The sequence below is a fragment of the Enterobacter cloacae complex sp. P2B genome (assembly GCF_014895985.1).
In the GTDB taxonomy this organism is placed as follows: Bacteria; Pseudomonadota; Gammaproteobacteria; order Enterobacterales; family Enterobacteriaceae; genus Enterobacter; species Enterobacter bugandensis.
Genome location: NZ_JADBQQ010000011.1, coordinates 229,876 through 246,783 on the forward strand (window position 1 = coordinate 229,876; position 16,908 = coordinate 246,783).

The 16,908-nt window shown below is 58.0% G+C and carries 17 protein-coding genes; 8 read left to right on the forward strand and 9 right to left on the reverse strand.

The features are described from left to right. Positions 1-17 precede the first annotated feature (17 nt). Positions 18-1,058, reverse strand: a complete 1,041-nt coding sequence (locus tag IM313_RS11200) for an NADP-dependent oxidoreductase (RefSeq protein WP_028013291.1) — start codon at positions 1,056-1,058, stop codon at positions 18-20. 65 nt (positions 1,059-1,123) lie between these two features. Next, positions 1,124-1,699 (reverse strand): XRE family transcriptional regulator, encoded by a 576-nt coding sequence (locus IM313_RS11205; RefSeq protein ID WP_028013292.1) that lies wholly within the window; start codon positions 1,697-1,699, stop codon positions 1,124-1,126. A 135-nt stretch (positions 1,700-1,834) separates the two neighbouring features. Here IM313_RS11205 and IM313_RS11210 point away from each other — a divergent pair, with 135 nt between their 5' ends. Both IM313_RS11210 and IM313_RS11215 read left to right on the forward strand, forming a co-directional pair. Further along, positions 1,835-2,353 (forward strand): GNAT family N-acetyltransferase, encoded by a 519-nt coding sequence (locus tag IM313_RS11210; protein WP_048999919.1) that lies wholly within the window; start codon positions 1,835-1,837, stop codon positions 2,351-2,353. Further along, positions 2,350-2,799: a DMT family transporter gene (locus IM313_RS11215; protein WP_048956113.1), complete on the forward strand. Its 450-nt coding sequence runs from the start codon at positions 2,350-2,352 to the stop codon at positions 2,797-2,799. The genes IM313_RS11210 and IM313_RS11215 overlap by 4 nt, the downstream gene beginning before the upstream one ends. On the opposite strand, the gene IM313_RS11220 is transcribed toward IM313_RS11215, so the two are convergent. Both IM313_RS11220 and IM313_RS11225 read right to left on the reverse strand, forming a co-directional pair. After that, entirely contained in the window at positions 2,800-3,033 is a 234-nt protein-coding gene (locus IM313_RS11220; protein ID WP_048999920.1) for a YdcY family protein, read from the reverse strand. Positions 3,034-3,088: 55 nt separating this feature from the next. Next, positions 3,089-4,687: an ABC transporter substrate-binding protein gene (locus IM313_RS11225; protein ID WP_028013296.1), complete on the reverse strand. Its 1,599-nt coding sequence runs from the start codon at positions 4,685-4,687 to the stop codon at positions 3,089-3,091. A gap of 283 nt (positions 4,688-4,970) precedes the next feature. Here IM313_RS11225 and IM313_RS11230 point away from each other — a divergent pair, with 283 nt between their 5' ends. From IM313_RS11230 to IM313_RS11240, 3 genes are read left to right on the forward strand one after another with little or no spacing between them, the layout of a single operon-like run. Then, positions 4,971-6,311 carry an SrfA family protein gene (locus IM313_RS11230; protein ID WP_048999922.1) on the forward strand — a complete coding sequence of 447 codons (1,341 nt, stop codon included), beginning with the start codon at positions 4,971-4,973 and terminating at the stop codon, positions 6,309-6,311. Between the two features lie 4 nt (positions 6,312-6,315). Next, the gene (locus tag IM313_RS11235) at positions 6,316-9,297 is read left to right on the forward strand and encodes a virulence factor SrfB (RefSeq protein ID WP_192971135.1); all 2,982 of its coding nucleotides are present in this window, start codon (positions 6,316-6,318) and stop codon (positions 9,295-9,297) included. Next, positions 9,294-11,468, forward strand: a complete 2,175-nt coding sequence (locus IM313_RS11240) for a virulence factor SrfC family protein (RefSeq protein WP_192971136.1) — start codon at positions 9,294-9,296, stop codon at positions 11,466-11,468. Before IM313_RS11235 ends, IM313_RS11240 begins: the two co-directional genes overlap by 4 nt. A gap of 56 nt (positions 11,469-11,524) precedes the next feature. Here IM313_RS11240 and IM313_RS11245 read toward each other — a convergent pair whose 3' ends face one another. Both IM313_RS11245 and IM313_RS11250 read right to left on the reverse strand, forming a co-directional pair. Beyond that, on the reverse strand, positions 11,525-12,280 hold the full coding sequence (locus IM313_RS11245; protein ID WP_192971137.1) for an alpha/beta fold hydrolase: 756 nt from the start codon (positions 12,278-12,280) through the stop codon (positions 11,525-11,527). 85 nt (positions 12,281-12,365) lie between these two features. Further along, positions 12,366-12,539: a GhoT/OrtT family toxin gene (locus IM313_RS11250; protein ID WP_014883956.1), complete on the reverse strand. Its 174-nt coding sequence runs from the start codon at positions 12,537-12,539 to the stop codon at positions 12,366-12,368. 244 nt (positions 12,540-12,783) lie between these two features. On the opposite strand from IM313_RS11250, the gene IM313_RS11255 reads away from it, so the two are divergent. The 3 genes from IM313_RS11255 to IM313_RS11265 are packed head-to-tail and all read left to right on the forward strand — an operon-like array spanning position 12,784 to position 13,678. After that, the gene (locus IM313_RS11255) at positions 12,784-13,110 is read left to right on the forward strand and encodes a DUF1971 domain-containing protein (protein ID WP_045260685.1); all 327 of its coding nucleotides are present in this window, start codon (positions 12,784-12,786) and stop codon (positions 13,108-13,110) included. Between the two features lie 27 nt (positions 13,111-13,137). Next, positions 13,138-13,491 (forward strand): DUF1971 domain-containing protein, encoded by a 354-nt coding sequence (locus IM313_RS11260; protein WP_028013302.1) that lies wholly within the window; start codon positions 13,138-13,140, stop codon positions 13,489-13,491. Positions 13,492-13,495: 4 nt separating this feature from the next. Continuing rightward, entirely contained in the window at positions 13,496-13,678 is a 183-nt protein-coding gene (locus IM313_RS11265; protein WP_003856955.1) for a DUF1869 domain-containing protein, read from the forward strand. Between the two features lie 39 nt (positions 13,679-13,717). Here IM313_RS11265 and patD read toward each other — a convergent pair whose 3' ends face one another. Genes patD through IM313_RS11280 form a run of 3 tightly spaced genes read right to left on the reverse strand, consistent with a single transcriptional unit; the run spans position 13,718 to position 16,907 of the window. After that, positions 13,718-15,142, reverse strand: a complete 1,425-nt coding sequence (patD, locus tag IM313_RS11270) for an aminobutyraldehyde dehydrogenase (protein WP_048999931.1) — start codon at positions 15,140-15,142, stop codon at positions 13,718-13,720. Positions 15,143-15,166: 24 nt separating this feature from the next. Continuing rightward, the gene (locus IM313_RS11275; protein ID WP_041909768.1) at positions 15,167-15,973 is read right to left on the reverse strand and encodes an ABC transporter permease; all 807 of its coding nucleotides are present in this window, start codon (positions 15,971-15,973) and stop codon (positions 15,167-15,169) included. Further along, positions 15,963-16,907, reverse strand: a complete 945-nt coding sequence (locus tag IM313_RS11280; RefSeq protein WP_041909766.1) for an ABC transporter permease — start codon at positions 16,905-16,907, stop codon at positions 15,963-15,965. The genes IM313_RS11275 and IM313_RS11280 overlap by 11 nt, the downstream gene beginning before the upstream one ends. Position 16,908 lies beyond the last annotated feature (1 nt).

The following is a 16,908-nucleotide window of genomic DNA, read 5'->3' on the forward strand; positions in this document are numbered from 1 at the left end:
CCCCGCCATAGTGCCTTTTATTTATTGTCACCCGCGACGCGAATCACGACTTTACCGAAGTTTTTTCCTTCCAGCAGGCCAATCAGCGCTTCAGGCGCGTTTTCCAGCCCGTCCGTCACCTGTTCACGATAGTGAATTTTGCCCTCCTGCACCCAGCGCCCCATCTCTTCCTGAAACTCATGAATGCGGTGGCCGTAGTCCTGGGCAATGATAAAGCCCTGCATCCGGATGCGTTTCTTCAGAATCGTCCCCATCAGAAGCGGCAAACGGTCCGGTCCGTCAGGCAGCCCCGTTGCATTGTAGCCGCTCACCAGGCCACACACCGGCACGCGCGCGGAGGTATTCAGCAGCGGCAGCACGGCGTCAAACACTTTCCCTCCGACGTTTTCATAGTAGACATCAATGCCTTTCGGACAGGCGCGTTTCAGCTGCTCAGCGAAATCCGCCGCGTGGTGATCGAGACACACGTCAAATCCAAGAACCTCAACGGCGTGGCGGCATTTTTCTGCCCCACCGGCTACCCCGACCACGCGGCAGCCTTTAATTTTACCGATCTGCCCGACGGTCGCCCCAACCGGGCCCGTCGCGGCGGCGACCACCAGCGTTTCACCCGCTTTCGGTTGTCCGATATCCAGCAACCCCATGTAGGCGGTAAAGCCCGGCATCCCAAGAATGCCCAGCGCCCAGGAGGGATGGGTGGGATTATCGCCCAGCTTGACCAGGCCGCTGCCGTCCGAAAGCGCGTACTCCTGCCAGCCGCTGTAGCTCAGCACCCATTCACCCGCTTTAAAGTCGGGGTGGTTTGACTGCTCAACGCGGCTAACCGTTCCCCCTACCATCACCGCACCAATCTCAACCGGCGGAGAATAGGATGGCGCATCGCTCATGCGGCCCCGCATGTAAGGGTCCAGCGACAGCCAGACGGTGCGAAGCAGCAGCTGCCCCGCCTGAGGAGCAGGAACGGGCTGCTCTTCCAGACGAAAATTCTCCGCCACCGGCGCGCCCTGTGGGCGAGAGGCCAGCACCCAGCGGCGGTTTTGCGAAACAGATTGATTCATCGGATTCTCCTTCTGGTACAAATGTCATTACAGCCTGGCTCACGATCGGCATTATCGCCTTAACATTACGAGGCAGACTGGTTAAGCCGGACCACAAGATAGATGCAGGTTTCATTCGTTTCGTTGATAAAACGGCAGTCGTTTGGCGGCCCCAGCTCCAGACAGTCTCCGGCCTTCATCTCGTGGCGAGTATCGCCCTCCTGGAATACCAGCTCGCCGGACTGCAGCCAGATCAGCTGCCGCGCGAGCGCGTAGGAGGACGCCGGCATCGGGACGTCGCTCCCCGCGGGCAGTTCAATCTGAACGAGGTCGATAGGCAGATCGGTACGGGGAGAAACGTGGCGACGAAGGTAGTGGGTTTGCGGATCGCGCCAGACGGGCTGGTTCGCCAGGCGCAGAAGTTTTCCCTCCTGCATCTCGGCTCTGGCAATCAGGGTCGACATGCTGATCCCAAACGCGCCTGACAGACGGGCAAGCAAGGTTGCCGTCGGGCTGCTGTCGCCGCGCTCTATCTTGTGGATCATGGCGCGAGATACGCCTGCCCGCTCGGCCAGCTCGCTAAGAGACCAGCCGCGTGATTCACGTTCGAGGCGAATTCTGGCGCTAATACGCTGATTCATTGTGTCTGTTATTGTGTTCATAACGTCATACTAAAGCGTATGAACGCCGTTTCAATGGGGCACATAATCATTCTCACGTAGCGCTCTGACGATACAGTTGTGTAATATCATATCTATAGCGTAATACTATAGTAAACAACATACAGAGGTTTAATCATGATCGTTCGTCACGCCTGTAAAGAAGACTGCGCTGCGATAGGAGAGATCTATAACCATGCGGTGCTGCATACTGCCGCGATCTGGAACGATAAAACCGTTGATACCGATAACCGAATCGCCTGGTTCGAGGCCCGCACGCTCGCGGGTTACCCGGTTCTGGTGGCTGAGGATAATGGTGCGGTTACCGGGTACGCCTCTTTCGGCGACTGGCGCGCCTTCGACGGCTTTCGTCACACGGTTGAGCATTCGGTATATATCCATCCGGAGCATCAGGGTAAAGGCATTGGCCGCACGTTAATGAAAGCGCTGATCAATGAGGCCCGCGCCATCGGCAAACACGTGATGGTGGCCGGCATTGAAGCGCAAAATAAGGCCTCGATTCACCTCCACGAAACGCTCGGTTTTGTGACTACGGGGCAGATGCCGCAGGTGGGAACCAAGTTTGGCCGCTGGCTGGACTTAACCTTTATGCAGCTGCAGCTGGACGAGCGCAGCGACCCGGACGCAATCCCATGAATCAGTCGCTGACGCTGGCGTTCCTGGTGGCGGCGGGGATCGGTCTGGTGGTGCAAAACACCTTAATGGTGCGTATCACCCAGTCCTCCTCCACCATTCTTATCGCAATGCTGCTGAACTCCCTGGTCGGCATTGTGCTGTTTGTCAGCATTCTGCTGCTGAAGCAGGGCTTCGCCGGGTTCAGTGAGCTGGCCGCAACGGTGCGCTGGTGGACGCTGATCCCGGGGCTCCTGGGGTCGTTTTTTGTGTTTGCAAGCATCAGCGGCTACCAGAACGTGGGCGCGGCAACGACCATCGCGGTGCTGGTCGCAAGCCAGCTGATTGGCGGGCTGGTCCTTGACATGCTGAGAAGCCATGGCATTCCCCTGCGCGCGCTGATCGGCCCGGTATGCGGCGCGGTGATGCTGGTCGTCGGGGCCTGGCTGGTAGCGCGACGCCAGTTTTGATTACAGTATGGTGCCGCCCTTGATCAGCTGTTCCTGGCGCGCATCCATCTCCTCTTTGTGCTGCTTACCGTGGTGCGAAATCGCGGTACGCAGACGCTGCTGTTGGGCGTAACGGTCTTCACGGCTGAGATCGGCATCATCGCTCAATGCAATCAGCAGTTCGTTCATGTGGGCGATGACGCTCTCTTCGATGGCGGCATCCACGCGGGCGGTAACTTCGTTTAAATGTGACATTGTCACTCCTTGTTTTTGCCGGGTGGTGGCTTACGCCTCACCCGGCAATAAATGCTTAGTTCAGCTTCGCTTTAGAGAAATCGCTGCCCATCAGGCTCACGCTGTATCCGGTCACGTTGCTGCGGGTTGCAAAGAACGTTTTGCCGTTTGCCAGCGCGATCCACGGTGCCTGCTGGTAGAAAATCTCCTGCGCCTGGCCGTACAGTTTCGCACGCTCGGCCGGATCGCTGGTCAGCTTCGCTTTTTGCACCAGGGCATCATAACCCTTATCGCACCAGCGCGCGGCGTTTGACCCGGTTTTAATGCTGTTGCAGCCCAGCAGCACATCGGCAAAGTTGTCCGGGTCGCCGTTATCGGACATCCAGCCGAACAGCGCGGAGTCGTGCTCGCCTTTACGCATGCCGGAGAGGTATTCGCCCCACTCATAGGAGACAATTTTGGCCTTCACGCCGACTTTCGCCCAGTCGCTCTGGATCATCTCCGCGATACGACGCGAGTTAGGGTTATACGGACGCTGAACCGGCATTGACCACAGCGTGACTTCCGCGCCCTTCTCCAGCCCGGCCTGCTTCAGCAGCGCTTTTGCTTTATCAGGATCGTAGCTGTAGTCCTGCAGATCTTTATTAAAGCCCAGCATATTTGGCGGGATCGGCGATTTTGCCACCGTACCGGAGCCCATAAAGACCGCATTAACGATAGCCTTCTTGTCGGTCGCGTAGTTTAGCGCCTGACGCACCAGCACGTTATCGAACGGCTTTTTCTCGGTATTAAACGCCAGATAGCCAACATTCAGCGCATCGACAGAGTGCAGCGTCAGGTCTTTGTTCTTTTTAATCACGTCAAACTGAACCGGAGACGGCGCAGGAATAATCTGACACTCGTTGGTCTGCAATTTCGCCAGGCGGGTTTCCACGTTTGGCGTGATGGAGAAGATAAGATGTTTGGTCGGCACCTCGCCATCCCAGTAGTTCGGATTAGCGACGTAGCGGATCAGCGAGTCCACCTTGTACTGCTGGAGCACATAGGGCCCGGTACCGATCGGCCAGGTATCGACGTTCTCAGGCGTGCCTTTTTTCAGCATCACATCGGCGTATTCGGCGGAGAGGATCGACGCGAAATCCATTCCCCAGTCGGCCAGGAACGCGGCGTTGGGTTCACTCAGGGTGAACTGGACGTGATAATCGTCGACCTTTTTAACGTCCTGAATCAGCTTATCGAGCCCGACATCGTTGAAGTATTCGTAGTTGCCCTGGGACACATTATGGTACGGGTGTTTAGGGTCTTTCTGACGCATCACCGAGAAAATAACGTCATCGGCGTTAAAGTCGCGCGTCGGCTTGAAGTATTTGTTGCTGTTGAACTTCACCCCTTTGCGCAGGGTAAAGGTATAGGTCTTGCCGTCCGGTGAAATCGTCCAGGATTCCGCCAGTGACGGTACCGGGGTATTTTTCACCGGGTCGAAATTGATCAGGCGGTTGTACAGAACCTGAGAGCTGGCCACGAACGACGGGCCGGAGCTGGCGATTTGCGGGTTGAACGACTCTGGCGATGCCTCGGAGCAGTAAATAAGGGTGTCGTTGTTTGCCGCCCATGCGGCACCGGCTGGTAAAAGAGCGCTCAGCGCAAGGGCGAGCAGCGTTTTCCCTGTAGACATAGTTATAACCCTGACAGATTTATTATATAGGTCAGTAATAACAGCACAGCCCTTATCACCTGGCAAATAACGAAACACTATCAGGTTATTCTAAAGGCGCGTTTTTTGCCGGTTTTACCTCCAGTGCAAAAATAGGTGATTTGCCTTAAGTTACGTTATTCGTCAAGCACAACCGTCACGATCTATGCCGCAAGAAATCGGCGCTTTTAGCGTCTCTTCCTCCGTTTGTTTGCTTCCTCGTTTCGTTAAAGTAACGGTGTGAAGAAGTATATGGGATCAAATCGTGGCAAAAACTCTTTTACGCAGCGGTAATCTGGATGATTTTCAGGCCGTTGGCGGCGGCGGACAGGCCGTTTTTGAATCAGCGTTACAAATCCGGGAAGCGCTTCGATTGCGCAAACAGCAGGCCATAGTGGACTGTCTGGCTATTCCTCAGGTCAACGACAGCGGCGACCGCGTGGACTGGTATTCCCCCGTTGAGGGAAGCGTCACCAGCTGGAAGGCGGCCAGTGAAGACGACCGCTACCGCGCCCTGCGCTATCTGGAAAACACGCTTGCCAGCGTTGAGTCGTTAAGCAAGAAATGCCTCCAGTCGCCCAAAACCGCGCAGCAGCTTTTCGGCTCGCTGCTGTCGAAAGCGTTTCAGTTTCCCGGCGAGAATTTTGTTTTCCTGGTCGCAGGAAAGCCGATTATTTGCTTCTGGGGTTTTGTAAACCTGAACGAAAATGCGCGCGACGATGTCCTCGACTGCCTGCGTGAAGCGTTGATCCCCGAGCCTGCCCCCGTTGTGATTGAAGAGCCCGAGCCAGAGCCCACTCCCGAACCGGCCATCACCTTTGAAAAAGCAGACGAGCCGCTGATTGCGCCCGTCGCCGCCGTGCGTATTACGCCGGAAGAACTGTATGAGCCGGAGCCCGCGCCGGTTGTTGCGCAACCCGCTCAGGAACCTGCGCCTGTTGCCGTCACGAAAAAACGTCGCGTTCCCCTGTGGACCCTGCCGGTTGCCGCCGTGATTGTGGCAGCCGTTGCCGCGCCGCTGCTGTGGCCAAAACAGGCCCCTTCGGCAGAGCCCGCTCCGGCACCGGCTCCTGAGCCCGTGGCTATTGCACCGCAGCCGATCAAAGCGGTAGAGCCGCTGGCTATGAATCTCCCCCTGCATCAGGCTGAGGTCGTCGCCAGTAAAGAAAAAGAACCCGCTCCTGCGCCTGAAGCCGCACCGGTGGTAATTGTTCCGATCCCGAAAGATGCCATGGTGATGGAAGCCGGTCAGGTGAAAGCCGGGTCGACGCGCTTCCTGAACGGTACCTGGCGCGCGGTTCTCGACGTGAAAGATCCGGTCACCGGCAAGCCGCCCTCAATGCGCTATCAAATCCAGAACAATAAAGGTTTCGCCCGCGTCGTGCACGGCGACAACATTGTCTGCCGCGCGGAGATTTTCTCCGGGCTGCACAGCAATGGCGAGCTGATGATTAAAAGTCGCGGCAATGCCCGCTGCACCGACGGTTCCCGCTACCCGATGCCGGAAGTCGCCTGTAAAGCCGGGGCCAGCGATATCGCAGAATGTCGCGCTCGCTATGACGCCAACACCGTCGTCCCACTGACGTTCAAGAAAGCAGGTGCCTGATCCTATGCTGGTAAATCTTTGCGACTATAAACAAAGCGTCACGCTTATTGCCAACAGCGGCGTGCAGTTCCTGGATTTCGGCCTGACGCCGCAGGACACCGCCAGCAACGGGCGCTTCGTACGTAAAACCGCGAACGGCCCCCTTTTGCGACTCGATTTCGACCTGGTGAACGGGCGCTATACCCTGCCGGGGACGAACGGCGGTCAGCCTGAAGTGGTTAAACCGGAAACCACCATTCCGCTGCATCAGTCCCTTGCCGTGCTGGACGGCGTCTGGCTTCCCGTGCCCTTCCTGCGCTTCAACCCGCCGCGGACCTTTGTGGAAGGACCGGATAACTGGGCGCGCGTTCAGGTGCGCAAGCTCGAGAAGCCCGATACGGCAGGCAACTCGCACCGCGTCACCCTCGCGCTCGACAGCCAGATCGCGGAGCATGCCACTTCAGCCCTGTCGCCGGTTGAAAACGATATTCTGAATGGAACCCGCTTTGCGCTGGCGTGGCGCGATAGTGAGGTAGAAAGCTTCCTCGACCAGACCTGGATTGACGGCTGGCTGCGCGAGGCATTTACCCAGTATGCCGACGGCGTTGAAAACCGCTCTGAACGCGACCTGCATCAGGCGATGCGCAGTTTTGAATATCAGGCCCACTGGCTCAATGTACTGACCATGCTCGGTGAACAGCTCACCATTCCGGAAGTGAAATTTGTCACCCACACGCTCAGCACGCCTGCCATTCCGGTCGATCTGATCCTCGACGTGGGCAACACCCACACCTGCGGCGTCATTATTGAAGACCACGGTGATGCAAACGACGGGCTTCGGCAGACCGCCGAGCTGCAGGTTCGTTCGTTAAGCGAGCCCCAGTTCCTGAACGAACCTCTCTTTACCAGCCGTCTTGAATTCTCCGAAGCGCGTTTTGGCAAACAGCACTTCTCGGTGGAAAGCGGTCGCGAAGATGCGTTTGTCTGGCCGTCGATTGTTCGCGTAGGCGATGAAGCCCGCAAGCTGGCGATGCAGCGCCTGGGAACCGAAGGTAACAGCGGCATTTCCAGCCCGCGCCGCTACCTGTGGGATGAAACGCCTGTCGTGCAGGACTGGCGCTTTAGTCAGATGAACGGCAAAACCCAGCGTGAACCGCTCGCCACGGCGTTTCCGCTGATGAACCTGATGAACGATGACGGTGAGCCGCTGTTTACGCTGCCGCAGGACGAGCGGCTGCCGGTCTTTTCGCCGCAGTACAGCCGCAGCACGCTGATGACGCACATGCTGTGCGAGCTGCTGGCGCAGGCGCTGGGCCAGATCAACAGCGTCGCCACCCGCCTGCGCCTGGGCTTCCCGGCCTCGCCGCGCCAGCTGCGCACCCTGATCCTGACCCTGCCCTCGGCCATGCCGAAGCAGGAGCGCGAGATTTTCCGTCGCCGCATGTTTGAAGCCATTGCCATCGTCTGGAAAGCGATGGGCTGGCACCCGCAGGATGAAGATTTTGCCACCCGCAAGCAGCAGGAAAAAAGCGTGGTGCCGGTCCCTGAGATCCAGATGGAGTGGGATGAAGCCAGCTGCGGTCAGCTGGTGTGGCTGTATAACGAAGCGATTTCCCGTTTTGGCGGCCAGACGGAAGCCTTTTTCGCCTCACTCGCCCGCACGGATCGTGAACCTGAGCCAGGCGTGCAGCCGGGCCGCGCATTACGCGTCGCGTCTATCGACATCGGCGGTGGCACCACGGATATGGCAATAACCCACTACCAGCTTGATGACGGCTCCGGTAATAACGTCAAAATCACCCCGCAACTGCTGTTCCGCGAAGGGTTCAAGGTGGCGGGCGACGATACCCTGCTGGACGTGATTCAGCGCTATGTCCTGCCCGCCCTGCAAACGCAGCTGCAGAAATCCGGCATTGCGGACGCCTCACTGCTGATGGCGTCGCTGTTCGGCGACTCCGGGCGTATTGATACCCAGGCGGTACTGCGCCAGCAAACGGCGTTTCAGCTCTTTATGCCGATTGGCCACGCCATTCTTTCCGCGTGGGAAGCCAGCGACATTGACGATCCGCTGGCGGGCCTGCATGCCACCTTTGGCGAGCTCCTTGCGCAGAAACCAACCCGCAACGTGATGAACTATCTTCAGCAGGCAATCGATCATGCCCTGCCGGCGGGCTCAGAGGCGTTCGACCTGTTCGCCGTGCCGCTGCACGTGAACTTCCGCGAAATGCAGGATGCAATGCTGGCCGGTCAGTTTACGCTGACCTCGCCGCTTCACGCGGTGTGTGAAGCGATTTCCCATTACAGCTGCGATATTCTGCTCATCACCGGGCGCCCGGGCTGCCTGCCGGGCGTTCAGGCGCTGATTCGGCATCTGCAGCCGGTGCCGGTCAACCGCATCGTCTGGTTGGATAAATATCAGGTTCACGAGTGGTATCCCTTCAGCCAGCAGGGGCGCATAGGCAATCCGAAATCGACCGCCGCGGTGGGGGCCATGCTCTGCAGCCTGGCGCTCGATCTGCGTCTGCCGCGCTTTAACTTTAAGGCCGCGGACATTGGCGCCTATTCCACCGTGCGCTATCTGGGCGTGCTGGATAACACCGTCAATACCCTGCGCGAGGAAAACGTCTGGTATCAGGATATCGATCTCGATAAACCCGGCGCGAAGCTTGACGCCCGTCTGCACTTCCCGCTGCGCGGTAACGTTACCCTCGGCTTCCGCCAGCTGGCGAACGCGCGCTGGCCCGCCACGCCGCTTTATACGCTCAGCATCAACTCGGCTGAACTGGCAAAAGCGATTGCCGGCGACGGCGTGCTGAACGTGCGGCTTAAGCTCTGCGGCGGCAGCAAATTAGAGGGCCCTGAGTCCTTCGAGCTCAGCGATGCCTGGCTTCAGGACGGCACGCCGGTTGCGCCTGACGCGTTAACCTTCAAACTGAATACCCTGGCCGATCGCCGACACAGCGGTAGCCACTACTGGATCGACAGCGGGAGCGTATACCTGAAATGACAGCGACCACGACCACCACCCAGACCTTGATCGGGTGGATTAATGAGACGCGCCTGACCGCCCCTGTGCTGGATAACGATGCTGATGCCCTGCTTGCTCGCATCAACGCGGCGCAGGCGCGGGAGCAGGCCATTGAACACGCCCTGACCCGCCGGAGCAGCATTGGGCTTTACGGCCATTCTCAGAGCGCCAAAGCGCACCTGCTGCTGTCGCTGTGCGGCAGCGGTAACGGGCGCCTGAACGTGATGCCGGGCCAGCGCACCTTTGACTATTTTTCGCATATTAACCCAGGGCATGCCCTGACCAACATGGCCGTGCGCTTCACACGAGACACCCCGGAGGTAGCGGATGAGGCGTTTCCGCTGCGTCTGAGCCTGGTCACAGAGGCCGAACTGGTACAGCTGTTTATTGCCCGCACGACGCTGCACCCGCAGATGCGCGCGGTGGATAAGGCGGTCATTGAGACGCGTCTGGAGAAATGGCGCGGCCTTCGCCAGCCGCAGAGCGTGCCCGGCATCACGGCGCAGGATGTGGGTGCGATTTCGCGTTTCTGGCAAAGCACGGTACCCGCCGCGAGACAGCAAATTGATGACGCCCTGTGGCATGAGTTTGCCCAGCTGGTGCCATCGCTCGATCTCAGCACCCGCGCCAGCGTCTGGTCGCTACTGTGGGGCGAGCAACAGGAGTTAACCCAGCAGTGGCTGAAGCTTGCCCACGTGCTGCATCAGACCAGCCATGCGAGCGAGCTGGCTGCGCCGCTGAGCCTGCTGGTGGACAGCTTTGGTCTGCCTGGTGAAGGGTTCCTGACGCACGGTACCTTAACCCAGCAGGAAACTCAGGAGACGCTGCTTCATCCGCTGAACAACGGTGAAATGCTCAACGCCATCAGCATCCCGGTCGACGTGCTTGCCTTCCTTACCCGCGAGCTGGTCTTGCCGGTTGAGAATGGCGCGCTGGATAACGTTGATATCATTGATATTCCGGTCTTTGAATACGGCAGTGCCGATCCTTTAGTACAGGCTAAATGCCAGTGGCTGTTTGAACATTACCGCCAGCAGCTCCAGCCGGATGTGCTGGTTATCTGCAACGCGACAGCGCGGCACGAGCAGACGGCCCAAAAAGCAAAAGTGTTAATTAACTGGATTAAAGAGACCCAGCCTGCCGAGGAGTCTGCCCTGCCGGGGCTGGTGTGGGCGATCACCCCGCATGACGCTCGTTTCACTACCCGACAGAATCTCGATGAAGCCGTACAGCATCTGCTGGGCAAGCCAGGCCTGCGCTGGGGAACTCTGCAGGCGCTGGACAGCCACAGCATGCAGCGCGTCATTGAGTGGTTGTCTCAGGCGACGCTCCCGGCACAGCGGCAGAAGCGTCTCGGCACGCTGAAAAACCTGCTGCGGCAGGAGATCGCGTCGCTGATGCAAAGCTATCTGGCGCCGCTGGTTGAGGAACCGGGTACGCGACGTGCTCAGGCCGAAAACATGGTGCGCACGCTGCAAAGCAGTGCCGCCCGTCACGGCGAACTGCTTGAAGGCCTGCTGCCGCCGCTGAGAGCCTTTGAAACGCTGCTCGCCGTTCAGCAGCCGCGCGAGGAGCAGGTGAACGGGCTGTTCACGGACACCATCGATCTGTTCGCCGATAACGCCCAGGAAAGCGCAGGACGATTCCAGACAAAAGACAAAGCGCGCCTGGCGCACAGAGTATGGATAAATCATCTGCGCCAGTGGAGCCGCAATGAAGCTACCGCCGCCCGTCTTGGTCTGGAGCCCGCGGTGCTGCAGCAAATCGCGGATGTGCTGGTGGTAACCAGCTACCGGCTTAATCTGCCGCAACAGCTTCAGCGCATTGTCGACGCGGATAAAAGCAGCGCGGCGCAGCTGCATGCGGTGATAGGGAATTTCGTTGGCTGGCTGGGTTACGACCAGACCCCGTCAGCAGAACGCCCCGCAAGCCGCATTCGCAAAGGTCAGGCAATCTTTGTTACGCCCGTCGTCAGCAGTGCCGCACCGCGCCTGACGCGTCTGGGGGAGCAGCCTGTTCATGCGGCCACCGCGTACGTTTACGACTGGCTGGTTGCCCTCTATAGCCGGGCAATCGAAAACATTGATTATCAGCATCCGCATGATGTTCAGCCTGACGCACGTCAGGCACTGCGGGCTTTAATCCTGTAGCGGCCTTTCTTGCCGGGTAGCGCTGCGCTTACCCGGCATATATTCAGCAACGATAATCACGCCGCCATACACTCCGCTAAGGCCTGCGCCAGTGCCGACGGGTTTTCCCACGACATGGAGTGCCCCGCCGCAGGGATGATTTTGACCTCAACGCCCTTCAGCTTCAGATTATCCACATCGTCATCCGGCAGTGAGAGCTCACCAAAAATCAACGTCACCGGGCAAGGCAGCGACAGAAATTGCGCTTCCCAGTCCGGCTCAACACCGGCGACCAGGCTTGATGCGCCGCGCCAGACGGCATAGGGTGCATTGCTTTGCAGGCACCCGGCCCAGGCGGTGGTCTCTTTACGGAGCATGGCATTATAGCCCTGCGCCACAAACTGGTATTCGGTTTGCGCCGCAATAGAGCGGCTAAACATCCCCCCACCGGCGTGAAAATTGGGCTCCGACACTATCAGTCCCTTCACGCGCGGTGCCAGCAGCCCCGCCGTTTCTATAGCAATGCTGCCGCCCATGCTGTGACCGTATAACCAGAAAGCATCCAGCTGAAGATGGTCAATCAACTCCGCCACGACGCGCGCCTGTTCAGTCGTTTTATAGCTGTAATGTTCAGGCTTATCGCTGTAACCGCTGCCGGGTAAATCGATGAGAATAGCTCTGCGCCCGCCAAACTGAGGGTCTCGGACGACGCGAGGATATTCATAGGAAGAGGCGCAGCCCAATCCGTGGATAAAGACTAAGGGATCGCCAGAGCCGGGCAAATCATGCCAGCGCACGGTGCAACCCGCATGCTGCGAGTAAAAACTGTTCATAAGCACTCCTTTACGATGCACTGTGTATTTATACAGCCATCGTAACTGGAATGCTATGTTCATCTTTCGAAATTGGAAGGATGCTTCAGAAAAGAGAAATCAGCAGCGCAACGGGGAAACTCATCGGCCAGGTCGACCCGACCAGAAACGCGCTAAGCAGGCGGATGCGCTTGCGGTCTTTAGAAAGGAACCAGGTAATTAATGCACAGATGGAAGCCATCACTGCGTAAAAAACCAACATCTTTTGATACAACGTCATTCTGTATACCAGAGCCGAAAAAATAACCGCACGCAATATGCGTCATATGTTGATACAGATCAAGTTTTTTCATTACATAATAACCACTTAAATATTATGGCTAATAACAACTGAGTATTTTGTATTACAAACAGGGGGAGCCACCCATTATCTTTATTGATAACATGCAAGTAAAATGCACTTTTTGATAAATTCTCTCTTCCGCAAAGGCGTCTAATAAAGGCAGACATACATGGGAGGCAATATGCTACGCATTCCGCAAAGCTGTATTCATACCCGCTCTACCCCTTTCTGGAATAAAGAAACCGCCCCCGCCGGGATCTTTCAGCGTCATCTCGATACGGGTACCCGTCCGGGCGTTTATCCCCGCCTGTCCGTTATGCAGGGTGCCGTCCGCTACCTGGGTTATGCTGATGAACATGTCCCTGAGCCTGACAGCACACTGATTATCAGGGCCGGCCACTTCGGTGTTTTTCCCCCTGAGAAATGGCATCACATCGAGGTGATGAGCGACGACACGCTGTTCAATATTGAATTTTTCGTCGAACCAGAGGTGTTGAAGTCGCTTTAAGCGGCTTTTATTTACGAGGTAACCCTTATGCTACGTATCCCTGAGAATTTTGTTCATACCCGCTCCACGCCATTCTGGAACAAAGACACCGCGCCAAAAGCCCTTTTCACCCACCATAATACGAAAGCCAGCGTATATGGCCGTTTGTCGGTGATGCAGGGTGCGGTGCGCTATTTCGGTTTCCCGAACGCTGACGCGACCGAACCGGATCTGGAGCTGGTGATTGAAGCCGGATCGTTTGGCATCTCACCGCCGGAGAAATGGCACCGCATCGAGCTATTGACCGACGATACCTATTTCAATATCGACTTTTTTGCCGATCCTGACGTTACGCTTCAGGGGGCTGGCATCGGCAAAGTGGTCAATACACATAAGGAGTAACCGCGTGGGTAAAGCAACGTACACAGTGACCGTGACCAACAACAGCAACGGCGTCTCGGTGGATTATGAAACAGAGGCCCCCATGGAGTTGCTCATCCCCGACGTCGCCGCAGACGTGGTAAAAGATCTGGTGAATACCGTCCGCGCTTACGACACGGAAAATGAGCACGAGGTGTGTGGCTGGTAAAGCAAACGCCCGGCGATGCAGACCGCCGGGCATGATTTTCTAGTGTTTAATCATCACATGCCGGACAACCGTATAATCCTCAAGCCCGTATACCGACATATCCTTTCCATAGCCAGACAATTTCATGCCGCCGTGCGGCATTTCGCTCACCAGCATAAAGTGGGTATTCACCCAGGTGCAGCCGTACTGCAGGCGTGCGCTCAGGCGATGGGCGCGTCCCACGTCTTTCGTCCAGACCGACGACGCCAGGCCGTATTGCGAATCGTTCGCCCAGGCCAGGACCTGCGCTTCATCGTCGAATTCGGTGACGCTCACCACCGGTCCAAACACTTCGCGCTGAACGATGGCATCGTCCTGTTTCGCCCCGGCCAGCAACGTTGGCTGGAAGTAGTAGCCCGCCCCCTCTTTTTTGCTCCCGCCCGTCACCACGCGGATATGGCCAAGGGCTTTCGCCTCGTCAACCGCCTGACAGACGCGTGAAAGATGGGCAGCCGAGCTGAGCGGACCGAGTTCAGTAGACTCATCCTCCGGGGCACCCATTTTGAGGCTGGCGACCGCGGCACCGAGCTTTTCCACAAGTTGGGCATAGATCCCCTTCTGGGCATAGATACGGCAGGCCGCCGTACAGTCCTGCCCGGCATTGTAGAAACCAAACGTCCGCACGCCTTCTACAACCGCATCCAGGTCGGCGTCATCGAACACGATAACCGGCGCTTTACCGCCCAGCTCCATGTGGGTGCGCTTAATGGAGGACGCCGTGTGCCCGATGATATGCTCCCCGGTGGCAATCGAACCGGTCAGCGACACCATGCGCACTTTTTCATGTCCGGTGAGTGGGTCGCCCACCGTTTTCCCGCGGCCAAACAGCACGTTGAGAACGCCGGCCGGGAAGATATCTTTCGCCAGCTCCGCCAGCTTTAACGCCGTTAGCGGCGTGATTTCAGACGGCTTGATGACCACACAGTTACCGGCCGCCAGCGCAGGCGCCAGCTTCCATGCCGCCATCATCAGCGGGTAGTTCCACGGCGCGATAGAGGCAACCACGCCCACCGGGTCGCGGCGGATCATCGACGTGTGGCCGTCAAGATACTCACCCGCGGCCAGCCCGTTCAGGCAGCGGGCCGCCCCGGCGAAGAAACGGAAAACGTCGACCACTGCCGGAATTTCATCGCCCAGCGCACAGTGCAGCGGCTTTCCGCAGTTGAGGGATTCGAGCCGGGCAAACTCTTCGCCATGCGCTTCAATCGCATCCGCGAGCTTCAGCAGGCACTCGGCGCGCGTTTTCGGCGTCGTTTGTCCCCACGCCTCAAAAGCACGGTCGGCGGCCTGAACCGCTGCGTCGACCTGTGCCGCTGACGCTTCAGCAATCTCCAGCAGCACCTCTCCGGTGGCCGGGTTATAGACCGGCTGTTTTTCTCCCTCTCCGGCAACCAGTTCACCCTTTATCAGCAGATGTGTTTGCATAGCATTGTCCTGTTCAAATCAATGTTATTTCCCGCCGCCGGCGATGTTCTCGCCGTCGCGGGTTAGCCACCAGGCTCCCAGAATGGGGATGGTTGTTACCAGCATCACCAGCAGTGCAACGACGTTGGTGACCGGCACGTCGCGCGGACGGCCTAGCTGATTGAGCAACCACAGCGGTAACGTGCGTTCGTGTCCCGCCGTAAAGGTTGTGACGATAATTTCGTCAAACGACAGGGCAAACGCCAGCATTCCCCCGGCCAGCAGCGCGGAGCCCAGGTTGGGCAGCACCACATAGCGGAAGGTTTGCCATCCGTCGGCCCCGAGATCCATCGAAGCTTCCACCAGACTCCAGGAAGTGCGTCTGAAACGGGCAATCACGTTATTGAAGACCACCACCACACAAAACGTGGCGTGCCCAACCACGATGGTGAAAAACCCCGGCTCAAGGTTGATTGTTTTGAACGCTGTCAGCAGCGCCAGGCCAGTGATGATCCCCGGCAACGCAATCGGCAGCAGCAGCAATAGCGAGATCGCGTTCTTGCCAAAAAACTCGCTTCGCCAGAGCGCCGCTGCAGCAAGCGTGCCAAGTACCAGGGCTATCGCGGTGGATAGCGCGGCAACCTGAAGTGACAACGTCACCGATTCGATGATATCGCCGCGCCCCGCCGCCGCAGTAAACCACTTCAGCGTCAGCCCCTGAGGCGGAAAGCTGTAGGCAGCATCTTCGGTATTAAAGGCATAGACTGCGATAATCAGCAGCGGGAAGTGCAGGAAGATGACGCCTCCCCACGCTGCCACTTTCAGGAACAGCGGTGCGCGTTCAGAGTGCATCGAATGCTCCCAGACGCTTCACGAACGCCAGATAGAGTGAAATCAGCACGATGGGAACCAGCGTGAACGCCGCGGCCATGGGCATATTGCCGATCGCCCCCTGCTGGGAGTAGACCATGTTACCGATGAAAAACCCCGGCGGCCCGACCAGCTGCGGTACGATGAAATCCCCCAGCGTCAGGGAAAAGGTGAAGATTGAGCCCGCGGCAATACCCGGAATAGCCAGCGGCAGAACGACATAGCGGAAGGTCTGGCGCGGGCGCGCGCCGAGATCGGCTGAGGCCTGCAGCAGCGAAGCCGGCAGACGTTCCAGCGCCGCCTGAACGGGCAGGATCATAAACGGCAGCCAGATATAGACGAAGACCAGAAACCGCCCCAGCCCGGAGGTGGATAAGGTGTTGCCGCCTACCGCGGGTAGCGTAAGGATCGAGGTCAGGAGCGGCTCCAGCCCCAGGTGGTTGAGGAACCATTGTGCCACGCCGTCCTTCGCCAGCAGCAGCGTCCAGGCGTAGGCTTTGACGATGTAGCTCGCCCACATTGGCAGCATCACGGCGATATAGAAAAACGCTTTCCACTTGCCGCGGGTGTATCGCGCCATGTACCAGGCCATCGGGAACGCCAGAATTGCGCTGGCAATCGTCACCGCAATCGCCATCGTTAACGTGCGCAGGATGATGTCGTAGTTTGCCGGGTTGAAGAGCGCCAGAATGTTCGCCAGGGTCAGATCCGGCGTGACCGCCATGGTGAAATCGTCAAAGGTGTAAAAACCCTGCCACAAAAGGGTCAGCAGCGATCCTAAATAGACAATGCCAAACCACATCAGCGGTGCAAGCAGAAGCAGGAACAGTCCAAGCGACGGTTTACGCCAGAACAGTGACGTAATGCGGCTTATGCGGCCGCGCGGGGCGGGAGGGTGCGCGACACTCATAGCCATT